Origin of the sequence: Halomonas meridiana, from assembly GCF_009846525.1 — a bacterium.
In the GTDB taxonomy this organism is placed as follows: Bacteria; Pseudomonadota; Gammaproteobacteria; order Pseudomonadales; family Halomonadaceae; genus Vreelandella.
In genome coordinates this window covers 1895379-1913538 of the sequence record NZ_CP024621.1, presented here as the reverse complement: position 1 = coordinate 1913538, position 18160 = coordinate 1895379, and the positions used below count along the sequence as shown (strand labels likewise).

Genomic DNA, 18160 nt, shown 5'->3' with positions numbered 1-18160 from the left:
TTGGGGCCCATCCTATACGTCGACTCTTGCTACCACGGGAATAAATGGAATGAAAGTCTATCTCCGTCAGCGTGCGGCCCATTTCCTTGAGCTGCTGCGCTCTTTGGGTCAGGAGTCCCAGACACAATCTGGACACAGTGAAAGACCGGTGCATTTTATAGAGGGCTTGCTAGGGAGGAAGCGCAGGGCCTAGAAACGAAAAAAGCCCCTGATTTACAGGGGCTTTTCGAGATAAGTGGCGGAGGGACAGTCCGTATACTACACATCCCACAACATCCACCACAATCCAGCAAGCTACTGATTTAAAATAAAAAAATAGTCAATACAGTCCAACCCCATCCACTCACATACAACGTAAAACAGAGCTCAAGTATGGGCTGGTGTATGGGCTGGGATATGGTACGCTAAAAACCTACTTCGGGGATAGCGGCTATGGGCAAACTGACGACAAAAGGCGTTCAAAAACTGGTCAGGGAGTCAAATCCTGGCATGACCAATGATGGGGATGGCTTGTACCTCAAAATTGGTAAAGGTGGTGGTGCAAGCTGGATTTATCGCTTTCGCTGGAATAGCAAGTTACGTGACATGGGGCTTGGTAGTTACGTCGACATATCGCTATCAGAGGCAAGGGATTTAGCTTCTGAGCAACGTAAGCTCGTCAAGCAAGGCATCGACCCGCTGTCAGCACGTGAACAGAAAGCTGATACTGAAGCGGGGCCTGTAACGTTCACTCATTGTGCAGCGCGCTACATTCAGTCTCACCGTCGCAGTTGGCGAAACGCAAAGCATGCGCGCCAGTGGGTAAGTACGCTAAAAACATACGTGCGCCCGGTAATAGGCAACCTTCCAGTAGAGGAGGTCACCACGCATGATATATTGAAGATTTTAACGCCTATCTGGACGGCCAAAAACGAGACCGCTAAGCGTGTACAAGGGCGTATTGAAAACGTATTAGACTTCGCAGCAGCACATGAATATCGCGACCCGGTTAACCCTGCCCGCTGGCGTGGCCATCTCGACAAACTCCTAGCTAAGCCTTCGAGGGTTCAAAAGGTGAATCACCACCCTGCTATGCCTTACGAGCAAGTAGCGGAGTTTATGAGATCAATCCAGCATTACAGCAGCATGTCTTCTAAGGCGCTGCAGTTCCTCATATTGACCGCTACTCGCACGTCAGAAGTACTCAATGCTGAGTGGCATGAAATCGACATAGCAAAATCAACTTGGCAGATACCCGCCACACGTATGAAAGCGAATCGTGAGCACAGGGTGCCACTATCTAAGCAGGCACTGGATCTGTTGTTGAGCCTCCCTCGCGTGAGAGGCAATAGCTTTATTTTTCCAGGTATGAAAGCGGGTCGACCGCTATCCAATATGTCGCTTCTGCAATTTATGCGCGGGCTTGGTTACGGGCCTAGTGGTGAAAAAGGCAATTATGTACCCCACGGCTTCCGCTCAAGCTTTAGGGATTGGACAGGCGAGGTAACGAGCTATCCTAGGGATGTAGCTGAAATGGCGTTAGCACATGCCATTGAAAACAAAGTGGAAGCCGCCTATCGACGTGGAGACCTGTTTGAAAAGCGTAGAGCAATGATGCAGGAATGGGCGGATTACATCATTTAAGGAACAACTGTCACAATTAGGCGCTGCTTGGTACAGCGCCTAAAATCCTTCAGAACGAGTAGAATTGTGTTTTACAGCCCATCGCGGGAGAGTCAACACTTGGCAGTGCTGCCGCAGAGCCACGACTTGGAAGCTCCACACGCTTACCATCATCTGTCACAGCAATAATACTTGTGGCTTTGCGCATGCGTTCCCAAGCATATAGGAACCCTTCAGCGTGCGCGCGTGAATTAGTGAAATGTGGATTGGATATTTCATAACCATCTAGTACAAGATTGAACTCACCCTGACGATCATTCCCATAAGCGATACCGTCAATAGTCAGAGTCATGCTGACTGGGTTTTCATCATTACATGCAATGTACAACTCAGCAGAGCCGTCAGAGCTTACCGCCATATATTCTGCCGTTCCTTGACCCCAACCACTTGCCCAGGTACCAGGCTCACCAAAGTAGGCATTGGCAGTAACAGGCACAGCCACCAACCCAATCACGCAAGAAACTGATAAAGCAGTTGATAATTTCATTGCAATTCCTTTTTTAGCTTTTGAATGCTGCAATGAAACTATCGGCCAGAATTAAATTTTATTTAACCATACTTTTATTTTTTGAGCTGTTCTATAGCAGTCAGCCAAGCATCAAAGCGGGGGCAAGCTGCCCTCGCTTCTTGCAAACCATCTTCTAACGTCACTGGACCATGGAATTTTTTATCATACTGAGGGGCAATCGCTTTAATACGCCGAGAGGGGCAGGTGTCATAACCATCGTTGACTTGTTCAGCCCCACCACACCGATCAACTATCTGACGAATCTTATCCCCCAGGCCATTGATGCCAATGACACTTTCCGCACGGTCAGGCACTGCGAGTACCAGCGCTTCAAATTCATACTGCTGAACGTATGGTGTGAATCTATGACGTTTGTCGGCTGGCACCAAATCATTGATCGCTGCCTCTAACGCATCGACACTTCCTTCTGGTCGTTTATGGAATCCGTAGAAATCATAAAACGTAGTCACATGATCGAACATCGCAAGCAGCTTGCTAAGCTCTTTTTCCACTCGCTCAAGCGAAACACGTCCATGCATATCGATGGGATACGCAAACACTTTGCTATATGCCAATACAGGTGCCAATACCCGCGTCACAAACTCACGTTCCGTTGCCCCTTCCACACTAATACCCAACCGAATCATGCTGGCGTACCTCCCAGCAGATTTTTCTCCCAGAGGTCTCCTAGACGGTAGTCATCAAGCCACGCTTCTAGCGCGCCCGCATCTAATCGTTTAAAAGTCGATCGATTTTCGTGATGCTCCACAACGACCACATCGTCAGCGCCAAACTCATTAGCCAACGAGACTGACTGCGTAGAGATAATAATTTGAGTTGATTGGCTAACCAGCCTAAGCATGGAACCCAATAGCTGTATGGCATACGGGTGCAAACCTAACTCAGGTTCATCTAGCAATATCAGGGAAGGCAGGCTGGGCTGTAGCAGTAAGGTAGCCATGCAAATAAACCGTAGCGTACCGTCTGAAAGTGCATGGGCATCAAAGTAAGCGTCGCTGCCTTTATGTTTCCAACGCAGCCGAATTTTGCTGTCGTTATGCCGTTCAGGTGCCAGTATGAAATCGTGAAAAAACGGCGCAACCCGCTGGATCGTAGATACAATTCGCTTATAGACATCCGGGTTGTGCGTCTGAATGTCATAAAGGAAAGCCGCTAAGTTTTCACCCTGCTCGCGTAATCGGTCACTGTCCAACAGCTCTCCCGCCTGCTTCATAGGCGCACTGCTGCTCGTATCGTGGAAGTGATACACCTTCCAGTCAGAAATGTGCTTAGCCACATTACCTGCAATAGTCGCTCCCTGTGGGGCAGGCAATGCTGATTCGTCAGCACCAGGCTTAGCTAGCCCTTTTTTTTTGTCGCCACCTGAAAAGCCTATGGTGTCAGCAAAAAACTCGCAAAACTCCTCTTTAAAGACTAGCCGCCCATCTTGCGATGGAATCAAGGTTGCCCCATAGCTGTTTGGATCAAAGCGCAAGTACGTTGAAAGTGTGGGAGTCTGTTTTCGGCCAAAATGAAGCAGCGCATCCGCCCCGCCCTGTTCCGCTACATATAGCTGCAAATCTTTTTGAAGCAGCTTATTCATGAAGCGAAAAAAATTGATGAAGTTCGACTTCCCCGCACCATTGGGGCCAATTAGCACGTTCAGTGGCTTGAGCTCTAGTGAGGTAGACTCGATAGAGCGAAAACCATTAATTTCTAGGTGCGTGAGGTAGCCAACTTTAGCCATTCACCGTGTCCTCCAGCCCATGAGATGTAAATCACCCACCTTACGCAGGCAGTAAAATCTATGCAGTATCGTGATGAATCCATCACGTTTGAATTCATCATCATACGCTAGATTCGCCCATCAAGCTGCCGACCTGTAAGCAGCTTCAAGATCAGCAGCGCAAACTGCCTACCGGTTTCTTCGTTTTCTAGCAGCGGCATACTCAGTTTTTCATGGTCGTTCATCGCGTCTAACACGGCGTCGGTCACGCGCTTGGGAAATAGCCCATGCATCACTTGGGTTTCGTCATGGTGGTTGATCTGGGCCATGACAGCATCATCACGTTCAATGCGGTCAGCAATGCCGTTGGCGAAATGCAGCTTATCGCCATCGCTAATATCTGCGCCGTAGAGGTCATTCAGGCGCTCGATAATCTCATTAAGGCGTTGAGTTTCGGGGTCATGGGGTTTGCCGGAGCCAACATCTGAGATTGGTTTCAAGCCGTAATCGCCACTCTCCTCTTCAAGCGAGAGGCGCTGCTCAGCGCGCTTGGTCAGCCGGTAGCTGTCCAGCTCAAGCTCGCTGACATCAATAGGGTCGCCAATTAATAACCGGTCAATACGTAGCAAGGGATGCAGGTGCTTGGCATACACGCACAGCTGTTCTAATTCAGCATCATCGAAGTGAATAATCTGGCTTAGAAATTCATAGGTGCGTACAAAGCTTTGCAGGTTTTTACGGAACAGGTCGAGTTCATCGCGGGTTTTGCCCGCGTCTTCCAGTTCCTGCTCGGCACGCTTTATGCCTTTATCGTCGCCCTGCTGCTCAGCTTGATAGCGGGCTTCCTTCCACGTCTGCTGCTGCTCTACGGTGACTTCATAACGCTTTTTGAAGCGATCTTGAGCAGGCTGGCAGTAGTAACTTAAGCGTGAGGCCGGTGCTTTGGGGTCAAAAAACGCTGCTGCGAACGCTTCCACCTCGGGCCAGTGATAAATGCCGTTAGCATCCAGCGTGCGTTTGAGGTCGTACACCACCTGCGGGTCGGAAACGTCAGCCAAGGTTGCTTTGCGGTAGTACGGCGCAAACGCCTCTAAGATTTCTTGTGGCTCATTAAAGAAATCGAGAATAAACGTCTGTTTGCCAGGAAACAGGCGGTTCAGCCGCGAGAGCGTCTGCACGCAGTCCACGCCCTGCAGTTTCTTATCCACGTACATGGCGCATAGCTTGGGCTGGTCAAAGCCAGTTTGGTATTTGTTGGCAGCAATCATCACGTTGAACTCGTCGGTATCTAACGCTGCCGCTAAATCACGCCCACGCACGCTGGGGTTTAGCAGCTTGCTGGTTTCGCTTACTTCTTCAGGTATGACCTCATCGGCCGGTACGCTGCCCGAAAAGGCCACCAAGGGATGCACGTCGCGATAGCCTTGAGCTTCCACATACTGGCGCATCGCCAGTTGGTAGCGCACTGCCTCTTGGCGGCTGGCGGTGACCACCATGGCCTTGGCTTGGCCATCTAACAAGTGGCGCACATTGGCGCGAAAGTGTTCAACAATCACCTCTACGCGCTGGGCAATGTTGTAAGGATGTAAGCGAACCCACTTGGCTAATGCGCGGGAGGCCTTTTTGGCGTCTACTTCCTGCTCTTCATCCTCTAAATGGGCCAGTTTCCAGGCGGTACTGTAGGTGACGTAATTACGCAGCACATCCAGAATGAAGCCTTCCTCGATAGCCTGACGCATTGAGTAGAGATGAAATGGCTCAGGCTTGTTGTCCGCGCTTAGCTGCAAGCTTGGGTCTGGTACACAGCCAAACAGTTCTAGTGTCTTAGCCTTGGGTGTGGCGGTAAAGGCGTAGTAGCTGATGCGCTCATTCGGGCGACGAGTGGACACGGCTGCATCCAGCATTGCTTCTGCACTGATTTCCTCATCATCTCCCGCGCTCTCGCCAGCGGCAGCTAACAGCGCCTTGAGCTTGCGCGCAGAATCGCCCGCCTGTGAAGAGTGTGCTTCATCGGCAATCACTGCATAGCGGCCTTCGGCAAGCGCGGGCCGCTTATCCAGCGCATCGAACAGCGCAGGAAAGGTCTGGATAGTGACGATGATGATGCGGGTATTGCTCGCCAGCGCCTCCGCCAGCTGTTCAGATTTGCTCTGGTTGCCGACATCGCGGGTGATCGGACACACCACCCCATGGGCATGTTCAAACTGGTAAATGGTGTTTTGCAGCTGGCTATCCAGCACGGTGCGGTCAGTCACCACAATCACTGAGTTGAAGCGCTTTTGCTGGCCGCTTTCGTCATACAGATTGGCGAGCTGGTGGGCCAGCCAGGCAATGGAATTAGACTTACCCGAGCCCGCGCTGTGCTGAACTAGATAGCGCTGGCCGCCATCTTCGGCTTGGGTGGCCTCAATCAGCTGATTAACCACTTCCCATTGGTGGTAGCGCGGAAAAATCAGCGTTTCTTTCGTTTTGCGCCGACCGTGAAAGTCTTCGGTGGTTTTCTGCTCCAGGTGTAAAAAGCGCCCTAGAATCTTCAGCCAAGCATCCGGCAATAGCACACGCTCCCACAAGTAGCTTGTGGCGTAGCTATTGTCATCTTCTGGTGGCGGGTTGCCAGCACCGCCGCCTTCGCTGCCCAGGTTAAACGGCAAAAAGAACGTCTCTTTCCCCGCCAGCTTCGTAGTCATGGCTACTTCCGCTTGGCTAACCGCAAAATGCACCAGCGCGCCGCGCTTAAACGCCAGCAGCGGCTCAACCTTGCGGGTGACAGGATCTTTTAGCGGGCGATCGTTGCGGTATTGGCGCTTGGCGTTTTCCACCGACTGCTTGAATTCGCTTTTCAGCTCTAAGGTGGCGGTAGGGATACCGTTTACAAACAACACCAGGTCTAAACGTGGGTTGTAGCTCTGACCACCGTTCCCTTTTTCACGCGCATGGTGTGAATAAGAAACTTCCGGCACCACGCGCAGGCGGTTGGCACGGTAGCGGGAAAGCGCTTCAGGATTCATGGCATGGTCGGGTTTAAAGCTGCACAGGTCGAATGCCACGCCCGGCACTTTAAAACCATGGCGCAGCACCTCTAAAGTGCCTGCCCTCTCCAGCTCGCGTACTACCTTCTGCACAAACACCGTTTCAGACGATTGCGGGTTAGCCTTGCAGAACTTTTCCCAACGCTCGGGCCAAGCCTCCTGCACATACCCCAGCAGGTCTTCGGTATAAAGTGCTGAGGTGCGCTCATATCCGCTGGCAGTACCCACTGCCCAACCACTAGCAGCCATGGCGTCGATGATGTCTTGTTGGAACTGCGCTTCCCTGCTGTCTGCCATTGAAAATCCTTAGTAGTTAACTACATAGCTGCTTTACTTTATTTTGATCATACATGAGCCAGTGGATAACCAGCGTTCTTCATAATCCACCATGGCCAGCTTTCGTTATACTTTGCCTTCGTCCTCCAGCCTATCTCTAAGTGCTTGTAGCTCTCTACCAGACAAAAGCATATCAAGTCCCTCTTTCGCAGCACTGAACCAGCGATTGACCATGTCAGATTCGTCCACTGCCCCTTTCATAACGTCGGCCATCGGGCGATGAATCATCAACGGATGCCATAGGTTATTTCCCTGCGAAACCGTCCACTCGCCAGACTGCTGGGTTAGTCGATGGCATAGCGAGCGGTACTCAGGCGTTTCCCAGAACCTATTCCGCTGCCCCCAATTCTTTGTAACATCAAGAATAATAGAGAAATCCCCGCCCCTCCCCTTGCCTACAGGCTGGATACTATGATCATGAGAAGAGAAGTAATATCCAACAAAAACGCTAGGTCTCCACGGCTGGGCTAGGTTAACTCCATAGCGCCCTTCCACCATCCCCAGAATTCTTTTTCCTCTTAAAAAAGCAATCCTTTCACTCTCTGAGTTGGCAAATGCATCGTAAGCCCACTCCCAGTCAGCGCTAACTCCTTGCTGATTGGCCGACTTCAAAGCCGTGTGAATCATCTTGCTGGGCAGACCAATTTCTTCGGCAACCGTCTCAATCCCATTTTTAAACTTACGCTGGCCAGAGGCGACTAACGGCTGATCAGACTCAGCCCGCTCTTCAATGGTATCGGGTGATTCACTAGAAATATTGACCGAAAGCTGTCCGCTGTCATCATTCCGGATAACTTCCACAGTGGTTCGATGTATGGTCTCAGTGCGAGCTATGGGCTGAGATAGCCATATAATGTCTTCAGGATACTCATCGTTTTGAAACGGGGAGACTTCCAAAACACTAATCTGATAATCGGTTGCATCGTTCCTACTGGCTGAACGAATCCATTCTGATAAACCTTCAGGTGCTTCATCGCAAGCAATGATGTAATGCAACTGCCCCTGAGACAGCCGATTTCTGTAACTTTGCGCTACCCAACGCGCCCGATTGGGATCTCCCACTAGCTTCAAAGCGACGTGTTCAAGCCGAGTACAGCCAGGTAGACCTTGAGAAAACAGTTCAACTTGGCTGCGTTCATCAAGGCTTCCAAGTGCAGCACCGTAATCGAGAATCTGTGAAATGACAGACCTACCTCTAAGCTCCCTGTTTCCAAAGCGCTTCACTTCCACAATTCCGACATCACCACGATCAGTCAGAAACATTAAATCAGGGTATTTTTGATGCCCCATTAAGTCTTGAACACGGCCCTGCCTAACTAAATGAATACTGTCTACAAACAGGCCTATCCTCTCAAGACACAGCAACTCATGGTTCCTGAAGATCACATCCTCTAAATGTGATTCAAGAAGCCTTAACTCCCCCAGCCGTTTTCGCTTCAACGTTTGATCAGAGCCATTAGTGCTGGTTTTCACCATGCCATCAATCACGCTAGTTCACTCCTTGATTTCCCTAGAGTGGCCGCAGCACTCACCTGCTGGTCTTGCCAAGCCCCATATGTTTGGCCAGTGCCTTCCAATTTCCAATGTATTCGTCCATTGGCACTTCGACCTGACACCACTGCAGCAGCGGCACTCGGGCTAGTAAAGGCGTAATCGCTGGCGAAACGTCTCACCTTGTTCTCGTCCTCAACCAGCACTCCTTCATCACATAGCTGCTGATAGAGGCTTTGGTAACCACCATCAACACCTGTCCATGTACCTCTCGCGATAGAACCTTCCAGCACGTAAAACTCACCGTCCAGTTCTTGCCCGTAAGCTTTAATACCGTAACGAGGTACTTCTGCTACAAACTTTGGAGAGGCAGCTGGCGACGGTTTTAATATCGACGATGGGTGAGATGGCATAGGCCGACCTCGCAAAAAATCCAGCCCAAGTACCGGCAGTACCGTACGGATCTGCTCCATAAAAAAAGCCATATCGGCACGGTCTGATTCGGGCAAGTTGATGTACTCATGAGCAGTGCCATTGACCAGCTTGCAGCGCCCTAGCTCGCCTGCTGACTGGATCAGCAGGCTTTCCAGATATTTGACGTGGGCTTTGGTGAGGTTTTGATCCTTGCTGGTCACTAAACAGACTTTCTCCCAGAAGTCCTTGCCACCTTTATCTTCTGGCCGGTTATGCTGTTTTAATCGTGTTCCCACATCATCACTTTCGCCGATATACACCTGTGGGCGTGGGCTGCCTTCCAGGTCAGGCCCCACCAGAAAATAGATACCGGTGCGGCCGCACTCGGGCCGCTGCACTAGCTCTGTCAGCTTTGTGCGCGGTCCAGTCAGCACATGGCCTGTCCAGTTCATGATTTCGGCGGTAAGCAAGCCATTGGGCGTGCCATCCACTAGAAACAGCCGGATGCTGCGTCCCTGTGTCATTAATCACATACCTGTCAAAAGAAATACATTCATAAGCAGTTGATTTAAATGATCTATAACCCATTCTTGCTTATAAAAGGGCACTGCTTATCAAATACCCGTCAAATAAAAAAAGCAGAGCGATACCAATACATGACGATTATCGCGATGATCAACTAATGAGTGATCAATGTTGCGTCTTGGCCTGCTGATTATCGTCGGGGGTTGTGACGTCAGGATTGGACGGTGCGTCTTCACCGATTAAAACGGGCTTGCCATCCTGCCAAAACACCGCGTATTGGCCCAGGCGGCGCTTGCGCTCTAAGGTTTCGGCCACGGCGGTGCGAAGGCTGTTGAGCATTTCCTGAGTATCGGGTGGAAGTTGTGTCATACAACCTCCATCTGAGAGGCCTCACCAGTCAACATCGAATCCTCTGGTGGCTGCCAGCCGCGCACGTCGATCTTGCCGGTGACGGCGGCAGAGATTAGGGCTGAGCGGCGCTCTTGTAAAAGCCTGACGACTGACCTCCCTTCTTCCACCAAGGAATCGATGCGAGCGGTTTCGTAGTCGAGAAAGGTGGCGATTAGAATTTGTTCAGGAGGCCCAGGGACAGCTAGATAAATATTGGCTAAATCCTCTTGAGCCATACTTGGAAGAGCCGTATTGGTTGAATACTGGCCAAACTGAAAGCAGGTCGCATAATAATAAAGAAAGCGTCCGTTTACTCTCTGGCTAAGCTCTGTATAAAACATGGTATCAACAGTCCAAAAAGGGCCATTAATATACAGGGGCTTATCAATCGTCCCTTTCCTTCCTAGTAAGACAGATTCACCGTCATACAAAAAATCATTAGCCCGAGCAAACTCACCACCTGAGCCAATTACCGGGTATCCACCACTTTCAACTTCCACTATTTTGTAATCACGTCCATTACGAATCCGCACTAAATGTTTAAGTTTTGGTACGCCCCAATGCGCCGGCACTTCCCCCAGCCACTCCACCCCAGAGTCTTTCATCGGCACATCAGGGTCGAGCCCTTTTGTGACGGCATGAGAAATCACCGCCTGGCGCTTTTCCTTGAGCAACGCGATCAGGCGCTGCTGCTCTTCCACCAAGGCGTCGATACGGGCGGTTTCGTGGTCGAGGAAGGCTGAGAATTGGGCTTGCTCCGTCGTTTCTGGCATCGGTACCTTTATGTTTTTTAGGTCATCCCACCCGATGGCAGATCGATGTGCCAGAATTCCCTGGCCGAAAGACTGAGCCAGCTTCTGGAACTCTTTATTCTCAAATATCCTTAACGCATAACGTGGAAGTACCTTTTCCTCCATAGGGCGTAGGACAATGTAAACAGGGCTGCACACCCCTTTTAGTCCAGAAAGGCCATACGAACCAATACCGTAGTTCATACTATTGATGACCAAGTCACCAATATCTACTTTTTTGCATTTGGAAAGATCATCTGGTTTTTTATTGCCGACATCACCCTTTTCTGCATATGGGATAACACCAACATTGGCCATCAGCGATAGATAGTTTTCATCGTCGCCACTAGGATTCTTCGCTGTTCGCTCTTCAACAAAAGCCCTTACTGGTGTTACATCCCAATGCGCTGGCACCTCCCCTAGCCACTCAACGCCGGAATCCTTGTATTCAGGATAAGCGGGATAGCTCATGCCGATAGCTCCTCGATCATCTGCTTGATCTTGTCAGTGCAGGCTTTGAGGTCGGCGTCTATCTCTTCCAGTGGGCGCGGTGGCGTGAACTGGTAGAAATGGCGGTTGAAAGGAATCTCGAAGCCGACAATGCCGATGCGGCCATCCAGCTCATCGCGCTTGTTGTCGTCGATCCAGGCATCCGGTACGTGGGGTTTTACTTCCCGATCAAAGTAGTCATATACCGATTCACCATAGGGCACGTTTTCGTTATCGCGCAGGCTGGTGTCTGGCTCGGGGTTGCCTTGCTTGTCCAGGCAGATATCGGCGTCCGGATCGCGCTGAGAAAGCGCATTGAGAATGGCCTTCTGTACGGGGGCGCCCACTTTTAAGCCTTTAGCCTTGAGCGCTGCATTCAGGGCCTTGGTAAACGCTTTACGATTGTTGTAGCGCTGCTCACCTAATTGCTCGCAGGCGGCTTTTAGTGCGGACTGCTCGCCGTCATCTAGCTTCTGAATGGCTTTTTCGTTGTCCAGCTTGGCTAGGCGTTCGTCGCTGGCTTCAAAGTTCAGGCGCAGCGGCCGCTCAACAGTGATACGCCGATAGCCAAAGGTTTCCACCGGGAAAATTTTGCTCTCGTCGTTCTCTTCAAAGGCTCCGTAAAGGCGCACGATATCGTCAATATCTCGGTCGGTAATGTATTGGCGTTTGCTGCCTAGCGACTTGCGCATCTTGCTGGCCCGGCTAGTGGCGTTAATTAGCTGTACTTTGCCTTTACGCTCGGCGGGCTTGTTGTTGGAAAGCACCCATATATAGGTGGCAATGCCGGTGTTATAGAACATATCGGTGGGCAGGCCGATGATGGCTTCCACCATGTCATGTTGCAGCAGGTAGCGGCGAATTTCAGATTCCCCACTGCCTGCCCCGCCGGTAAACAGCGGTGAGCCGTTGAGGATGATGCCTATACGCGAGCCGCCGTCTTGGCGGGAACGCATTTTGGCCACCAGATGCATCAAAAACAGCAGCGAACCGTCAGAGACACGCGGTAAGCCAGGGCCAAAGCGGCCATCATAGCCACGGTGCTTGTGCTCGTCAGTGACTTGCTTCTGTACCTTCTTCCACTCTACGCCAAACGGCGGGTTAGAAAGCATATAGTCAAAGTGCTCGCCTGCCAGCTGGTCATCCGAGAGCGTATTGCCCAACTTGACCTGCTCGACCTCCTGCCCCTTGACCAGCATATCGCCCTTACAAATAGCGTAAGACTCGGGGTTCAGCTCCTGCCCGTGCAACGAGACGGTGACATTCTGGCTGACCTGCTGAATGTAGTCGTCGCTTTCGGAAAGAAAGCCGCCGGTGCCCGCCGTTGGGTCATACACGGTGACGATGCTGTTGGGCTTGAGTTTGGCCTCTTGCCCAGTCAGCACTAGCGATGTGGTCAAGTGAACGATATCGCGGGGCGTGAAGTGCTCACCCGCGGTTTCGTTGGAGCTTTCGGCGAACCTCCGAATTAGTTCTTCAAAGATGCCGCCCATGCCGTGGTTGCTTACCCGCACTGGGCTTAGGTCAATGGACGCGAACTGCTGCACGACCTTATAGAGCAGGTTATTGGCGCTGAGCTGCTGAACAAAGCTCTCGAACTCGAAGTGCTCGAAAATCTCCCGCGCGCTCTGGCTGAACGACTGCACATAGCTCATCAGGTCGTCGCTGGTCTGGGTGTCAGACAGGCTGATTAAGCTAAAGGGTGACGCATTGAAAAACGGCTGGTTGGCTGCGCGCAGCAACAGCTTCTCACGCACTGCCTCAGGCTTGTTCTGATGGTATTCAGCGGCTTTCAGCACATCGGCCTTGGTAGGCTCTAAGACGCACTCCAGGCGGCGCAGCAGCGTAAACGGCAGAATGATGCGGCCATACTGGGACTGTTTGAAATCGCCGCGTAATAGGTCAGCGACCGACCAGATAAAAGCAGCAAGCTGAGAGTGACTTTCCGTGTTCACGGATGCTTCCCCATATTCAGTAAAAATTGATGGACACTATCATACACACCTAGGTTCGCAGCTGAGTACCCTATGGCATCGCCGCTTAGACAAAGAGTGCATTTATCGAGCGTTCGACGGTGCGGCTACACATCACCGTATAATTTGCCTAGCCGCGCCAGTACGATCCGACACAACTTAATGATGCCGCGCACTCAGCTGGGTTCGAATCCAGCAGTCAAGCTCCTCTTCGTCCCATGCTACTGCCCTCCCCCCAAGTTTGGCCTGCCTGGGGAATGAAGGGTCGTAATTGGGAGAGTTTTTATCTAATTTATTGTAAATGGTTGATCTGGATAGCCCAGTGCGCCTAATGACCTCTGGCAGCCTGAGCATAGACTTGTGCTGATACCTTACCTCGCCACATGCGGAAAGTTGCGAGTCAGTGTTAAAGCTTTTCAAGCAATTGATTTGGTTATGCATTGCGTATCCTCACAACAACAAATGAACGGGTATCGTCTGATGACTTCACCAGACGTTGACCGCTGCTATGTTCGCGCTGGGAGCATTATGTGGATACAGTAAGACCTAAACTCAGAACGAATTTAGGTTGCGGTATTGACTTTTAAAAAAATCTATAATCCAAAAGAGGTGCAGACTATGAGCAGAAGTGAGACAGATGAGCAGCAACACCATCGTGGACTGCAGGACACACAAGCACTGAAAGACCTAATGGCCGAAGTCGATAAGATGGCGACTGACTTAGGTGATGCTCTTCTTCATGAACAGCCAAAAAGTGAGAAAGATGCTATTGATCACGAAGAGCAATGGCACACTGCACTTCAGCAAGCTATGGGACGCAGCCCTGACCCAATGAACGATTGGGAAGTGCCTATAAACTCATCATTACCAAGAAAAAAAGATGATTTTCAGAAAAAGATCGATAACCATTTAAGTATTGCGTTACGTCAAATAGCTTTTGTTAGCCACCTTAATCAAAACTGGATTCCTAAAATTTATGAGAATATTAATGAAGATAATCGACGTCAGCTGATGTTACGGGATGAATATACAAAAATAGCAAAGTCTTTCGCTTGTGCCTATCAACATGCTACAGCATGGCGCATGTTAAAAGATTTTCGAGACAACTCTCCTGCGGCACGCCAAGAAAAAGCCAATCAAGCCAAACAAGAGATCAAGGATGAGAAAGAAGTAATGCTTAGGGCCCTAATTAAAGGGGCACTTAGCAAGCACCGTCCTTCAGGCGGATGGGAGCGTTACGATTTAGCTGCACCCGTTATTGCTAGCGTACTACACCCCCTGATTCAAGAATATTCTCTACCCTTACCCGATGATATCGACTTACTTAGTGAAAAAATTCGTAAACTAATTTTTACAGAACCACGACTTAGAAAAATTTATAACGAGAACGGAATACAGCCAGTTCCTGAACCTCACAAAATGCGGAAAGTAAATTTCACTTTCCGTTAATCAAAAAAATTTAATGAGCGAGAGTATGGGCCAGAGCTAGCTCTGGCCTCCATAACAATATCAAACAACATGTTCACCATATGGAGAAATTACTTTTTCATGTGAAAAAAAGAATTCTTTCTTAGCCTTAGCGTCTGCTATTTTAGCAGCAGCTGACCTCTCATCCTAATGGCAAAGTAATACTTAAATTGACACATTCTTATTTGCTACTTACGACTACCATCAAAGCAATGTACACCCTGCCCGATAGGTTTAGTCGCTGCTTTACACAGATAACTTGCCGCCCCAAACACCTCGGCGAATGCAGCTTGATCATTACTATGAAAAAACCATGTAGCCAATTCGTTAATAACGGGCTTTTTCGGCACTTGAATCAGCCCCTCCATGCACTCCTGGGCATAGTTTATGGCCCTTGACCATGCCCTAACGATACGATGAAACAAGTTGTTATATTCATAATCACCAGAGGGAGTCTTGTCCATATATCCAAGGCCGTTATAGGCATCCCCGTTAAGCAGTAAAAGAAGATGAAAATGAGGGTTTACACTAGAACCTTGCTCACGACACCACACATTGCGGAGCTTGTGCGTATACTTTGTACTTGCTTGATCCAACTCTAACTGGAAGTGATACATGAAAGTACTGATGATAGTGTTTTGTAGATCAATCACGCCTGTTTGAATACCGCTTGGAAAGTGAAGATCAATACGAACAGCGAAGATACGGTTGCAGTCCTTTCGTGCTTTGCTCATAACATCCAACAATTTAATTAGATAATTTTCGATCAGCGGCCCTTTCTGTGTTTGCACCCACATGCCATGGTAATAGTTTTCCCACCATAGCTTCAGAGCGGGATTTTCGGGATGGCGCTTACGCAACTGTTGACCAACGTTGTATATAGCAGTATTCATAATGAATTTCCTTCCTTATTCACAGGATTATGTATGGCTAAATAGCCATATTTATGTTTGCAGAGGGGTGTAATGATTAAAGAGCTAGTCTGAACCCGTCACTAATCGCCCCTCCCCCTTTAATAACAATAATTTATTTAAGGAATAAATATTAAATAAACTAATAGCTTGGACATCCCTCTATCGATCAGGTATAAGGTCGTCGGCCTTAATGCCTCCCTCCATAGTCAATATAATCACTCTTTATAAAGCCATAATAATATTACCGTCATTAATCTAGCCCTTAACCAACTCATAACTTAGCCCTTAAAGCCCTCCACTAACAGGCTTTTCGATGGTTTTACTAAGCATAAAAGTACATTTTAAAATATAAAATAAATCCATTTAATGTTGATAATTTTAAAAAGATTGCCAATTATTATTTAATTCAAATAATCAAGGCAATCAGTATTATCTATCCATACTCACTCAGCCTCTCAAGCTAATACACCCCGTCAAGTCAATCAACTAAATTTCTTCACAAAAATTTCAACATGAATAATTTTAATGATCATTGAACGTACATTAATCAATAAAAAGGTTCATTAATGTCTTATACAGTCCAACATCCTTTTAAATTTTCATGAAAAAACATCAAACCACACCCCTCAAACGACTGTTAAGCTTAGGCATAGAAAAACAGCAACACACCGGTTGCTATTTTGGCATTCATTAAATCGAGATTTGGGAGTAACGCATGAGTAATCAAACTACCTATCCATCTCTCTTCGTCTACGGCACTAGACAAGAGCTATCAAACGGCTACCAACCCCCCACCATTACTGGCTCCAATATCCCTTCAAATGTGTCTCCACAACTTCAATCCAGCAGTGGTAGAACAGCCAGAGTATCTAAGGTAAACCTAGTCAGGTGGATTATTAACGCACACTATCGGCATGTAGTGACTCCTGATGGAGCTCATTTCCTGATGCCCATTGATGGTGGGCCTGTTTTGATACCAGAAACAGAGATAGTTGCACCACTCATCAAGAAAATCGTGGCAGATTACAGCCAGCGTGATGTCACTGAACGAAGCATACTGGATGCATTGGATGTAATTCTCAATGAACCAGCCAGTCCGCAGCTTATCGGTCACGGACGCACCTGGCTAGGTCAAAACCTTGAGCGCTATATTGAACTAAATGGCACGGTAATGATGTTTCCAACTGGACAGGAAATCATGACTCAGCCTCAGAACCTCTGTCCATATTGGCATCCCAGCAATAGTCGGTCTTTCCAGGCTCCCTCCATACAGGGAGACATCAAGGACTTAAAAGCAATCGAATCCTATATCACTCTCCCAAAGGATAGAGAGCTTTTGATCTATACCTATTTAGTTCTATGCTTGATGCCAGATAAACAACAGCTAGCATTAGAGATAACCGGAGAACGCAGCAGCGATGCATCAAAATTACAGCAACTCATTAAAAATTTAGTCGATCCAGTTCGTAAGGAAACAGCCATTCGTGACATCCCTAAAACTGTCAAAGAAATTGATAGATGTGCTTGGCGACATCATGCCATCAGTTTAGAAGACATCGAAGACAGCCTTAGCCCTGTGGTACAGCGCCGGTTATTTGATTACCTACGTAAAACACCTTTAAATTGGAAACCAGTAGGCTGCCATGAAAGCACTTCCACCCTCATGGTTTCACGCACCTGCATTTTAAGCAGTTCCGAACCCATCATCACATATGATGCTTTGTCTGACGTGACATTGAGTTTGGAAATGCCCCCTATTTCTCATACTCAACAAGTTAGCCCAGCCTTTTCAATACCTAAGCAGCAGAGAATGACAGACAGGCTCCAAACCCCCATATTCAATGCATTGCTTACACTACTTGGCAAGGTGCATTCACAGGCAGGGCGGATGAGAATAGAGCGTGAAGTACCTGCAAAATGGCGGGATTTCTGTCGCATTGGCGTTATTGTCTCTATAGCACTGACCAGAAGCGACACACTTTTTTGGCTTCAGTACGACGCGTATTGGAAAGAAAGGCTTTGTGAAATGACAGAGGAAGAACCGGTTGCCCAAGCAATCGTTGATTACATTAGCAAAAATGACATTAAGGAAGCTATCGAAAAACCCGTAAAAGCTTGGTTTGCCACTTTGGCAGAACATCAGCCTATATGGGCCAGTGAAAGCAAATGGCCTCGTGAACCACGTGGCCTAGGTTCTGCATTGAAGCGCATTGCTCCCCTGTTAGAAGCGCAGAGAATTACGTGTTACAGCAATGGAAAACGCGGCTCTAATCGGTATTGGGTTATCGGCCCTCGTCCCCCTACCCTCGAAGAAACCCTCAGGGATATCCACGAATTTTTATAATGGTAGCCTACCCACTAGCTGGAGAGAACCTCGCCAAGCGCTTAGGCTTGCTTTTGGCGAGGTGAGGCATAAATTTTATCCCAATGCTTGAGCAAACGGGG

At 48.9% G+C, this 18160-nt stretch carries 14 protein-coding genes; 3 read left to right on the top strand and 11 right to left on the bottom strand.

Annotated elements, in window-relative coordinates:
* The first annotated feature begins 432 nt into the window (after window positions 1-432).
* Entirely contained in the window at window positions 433-1623 is a 1191-nt protein-coding gene (locus CTT34_RS09195) for a tyrosine-type recombinase/integrase (protein WP_159342151.1), read from the top strand.
* A 49-nt stretch (window positions 1624-1672) separates the two neighbouring features.
* Here CTT34_RS09195 and CTT34_RS09190 read toward each other — a convergent pair whose 3' ends face one another.
* The 10 genes from CTT34_RS09190 to CTT34_RS09145 all read right to left on the bottom strand — a co-directional run bounded on the left by CTT34_RS09190 (window position 1673) and on the right by CTT34_RS09145 (window position 13688).
* Entirely contained in the window at window positions 1673-2149 is a 477-nt protein-coding gene (locus tag CTT34_RS09190) for a hypothetical protein (protein WP_159342149.1), read from the bottom strand.
* Window positions 2150-2223: 74 nt separating this feature from the next.
* Window positions 2224-2817, bottom strand: a complete 594-nt coding sequence (locus tag CTT34_RS09185; protein ID WP_159342148.1) for a DUF4276 family protein — start codon at window positions 2815-2817, stop codon at window positions 2224-2226.
* A complete protein-coding gene (locus CTT34_RS09180; RefSeq protein WP_159342147.1) occupies window positions 2814-3917 on the bottom strand; it encodes an AAA family ATPase in 1104 nt (367 codons plus the stop codon). The genes CTT34_RS09185 and CTT34_RS09180 overlap by 4 nt, the downstream gene beginning before the upstream one ends.
* Window positions 3918-4024: 107 nt before the next feature.
* Entirely contained in the window at window positions 4025-7222 is a 3198-nt protein-coding gene (locus CTT34_RS09175; RefSeq protein ID WP_159342146.1) for a type I restriction endonuclease subunit R, read from the bottom strand.
* 105 nt (window positions 7223-7327) lie between these two features.
* Window positions 7328-8749 carry a hypothetical protein gene (locus tag CTT34_RS09170; protein ID WP_159342145.1) on the bottom strand — a complete coding sequence of 474 codons (1422 nt, stop codon included), beginning with the start codon at window positions 8747-8749 and terminating at the stop codon, window positions 7328-7330.
* Window positions 8746-9690, bottom strand: a complete 945-nt coding sequence (locus tag CTT34_RS09165; RefSeq protein WP_159342144.1) for a GIY-YIG nuclease family protein — start codon at window positions 9688-9690, stop codon at window positions 8746-8748. The genes CTT34_RS09170 and CTT34_RS09165 overlap by 4 nt, the downstream gene beginning before the upstream one ends.
* A gap of 166 nt (window positions 9691-9856) precedes the next feature.
* Window positions 9857-10060, bottom strand: a complete 204-nt coding sequence (locus CTT34_RS09160) for a hypothetical protein (RefSeq protein ID WP_159342143.1) — start codon at window positions 10058-10060, stop codon at window positions 9857-9859.
* The gene (locus CTT34_RS09155) at window positions 10057-11343 is read right to left on the bottom strand and encodes a restriction endonuclease subunit S (RefSeq protein WP_159342142.1); all 1287 of its coding nucleotides are present in this window, start codon (window positions 11341-11343) and stop codon (window positions 10057-10059) included. The genes CTT34_RS09160 and CTT34_RS09155 overlap by 4 nt, the downstream gene beginning before the upstream one ends.
* The gene (locus tag CTT34_RS09150) at window positions 11340-13316 is read right to left on the bottom strand and encodes a type I restriction-modification system subunit M (RefSeq protein WP_159342141.1); all 1977 of its coding nucleotides are present in this window, start codon (window positions 13314-13316) and stop codon (window positions 11340-11342) included. Before CTT34_RS09150 ends, CTT34_RS09155 begins: the two co-directional genes overlap by 4 nt.
* 177 nt (window positions 13317-13493) lie before the next feature.
* Window positions 13494-13688, bottom strand: coding sequence for an AlpA family phage regulatory protein (locus CTT34_RS09145; RefSeq protein ID WP_159343746.1), 195 nt, complete (start codon window positions 13686-13688; stop codon window positions 13494-13496).
* A 264-nt stretch (window positions 13689-13952) separates the two neighbouring features.
* On the opposite strand from CTT34_RS09145, the gene CTT34_RS09140 reads away from it, so the two are divergent.
* Window positions 13953-14783 (top strand): hypothetical protein, encoded by an 831-nt coding sequence (locus tag CTT34_RS09140; RefSeq protein WP_159342140.1) that lies wholly within the window; start codon window positions 13953-13955, stop codon window positions 14781-14783.
* Between the two features lie 206 nt (window positions 14784-14989).
* Here CTT34_RS09140 and CTT34_RS09135 read toward each other — a convergent pair whose 3' ends face one another.
* The gene (locus CTT34_RS09135; RefSeq protein ID WP_159342139.1) at window positions 14990-15694 is read right to left on the bottom strand and encodes a YagK/YfjJ domain-containing protein; all 705 of its coding nucleotides are present in this window, start codon (window positions 15692-15694) and stop codon (window positions 14990-14992) included.
* Between the two features lie 736 nt (window positions 15695-16430).
* Between CTT34_RS09135 and CTT34_RS09130 the strand changes: the two genes are divergently transcribed.
* Entirely contained in the window at window positions 16431-18059 is a 1629-nt protein-coding gene (locus CTT34_RS09130) for a hypothetical protein (RefSeq protein WP_159342138.1), read from the top strand.
* Window positions 18060-18160 lie beyond the last annotated feature (101 nt).

Bases quoted from the DNA above. Each gene is read 5' to 3' on its own strand.
- CTT34_RS09175 (WP_159342146.1), bottom strand. From the start codon at position 7,222: ATGGCAGACAGCAGGGAAGCGCAGTTCCAACAAGACATCATCGACGCC.
- CTT34_RS09165 (WP_159342144.1), bottom strand. From the start codon at position 9,690: ATGACACAGGGACGCAGCATCCGGCTGTTTCTAGTGGATGGCACGCCC.
- CTT34_RS09190 (WP_159342149.1), bottom strand. From the start codon at position 2,149: ATGAAATTATCAACTGCTTTATCAGTTTCTTGCGTGATTGGGTTGGTG.
- CTT34_RS09180 (WP_159342147.1), bottom strand. From the start codon at position 3,917: ATGGCTAAAGTTGGCTACCTCACGCACCTAGAAATTAATGGTTTTCGC.
- CTT34_RS09160 (WP_159342143.1), bottom strand. From the start codon at position 10,060: ATGACACAACTTCCACCCGATACTCAGGAAATGCTCAACAGCCTTCGC.
- CTT34_RS09195 (WP_159342151.1), top strand. From the start codon at position 433: ATGGGCAAACTGACGACAAAAGGCGTTCAAAAACTGGTCAGGGAGTCA.
- CTT34_RS09155 (WP_159342142.1), bottom strand. From the start codon at position 11,343: ATGAGCTATCCCGCTTATCCTGAATACAAGGATTCCGGCGTTGAGTGG.
- CTT34_RS09145 (WP_159343746.1), bottom strand. From the start codon at position 13,688: ATGCTCAGGCTGCCAGAGGTCATTAGGCGCACTGGGCTATCCAGATCA.
- CTT34_RS09130 (WP_159342138.1), top strand. From the start codon at position 16,431: ATGAGTAATCAAACTACCTATCCATCTCTCTTCGTCTACGGCACTAGA.
- CTT34_RS09140 (WP_159342140.1), top strand. From the start codon at position 13,953: ATGAGCAGAAGTGAGACAGATGAGCAGCAACACCATCGTGGACTGCAG.
- CTT34_RS09135 (WP_159342139.1), bottom strand. From the start codon at position 15,694: ATGAATACTGCTATATACAACGTTGGTCAACAGTTGCGTAAGCGCCAT.
- CTT34_RS09185 (WP_159342148.1), bottom strand. From the start codon at position 2,817: ATGATTCGGTTGGGTATTAGTGTGGAAGGGGCAACGGAACGTGAGTTT.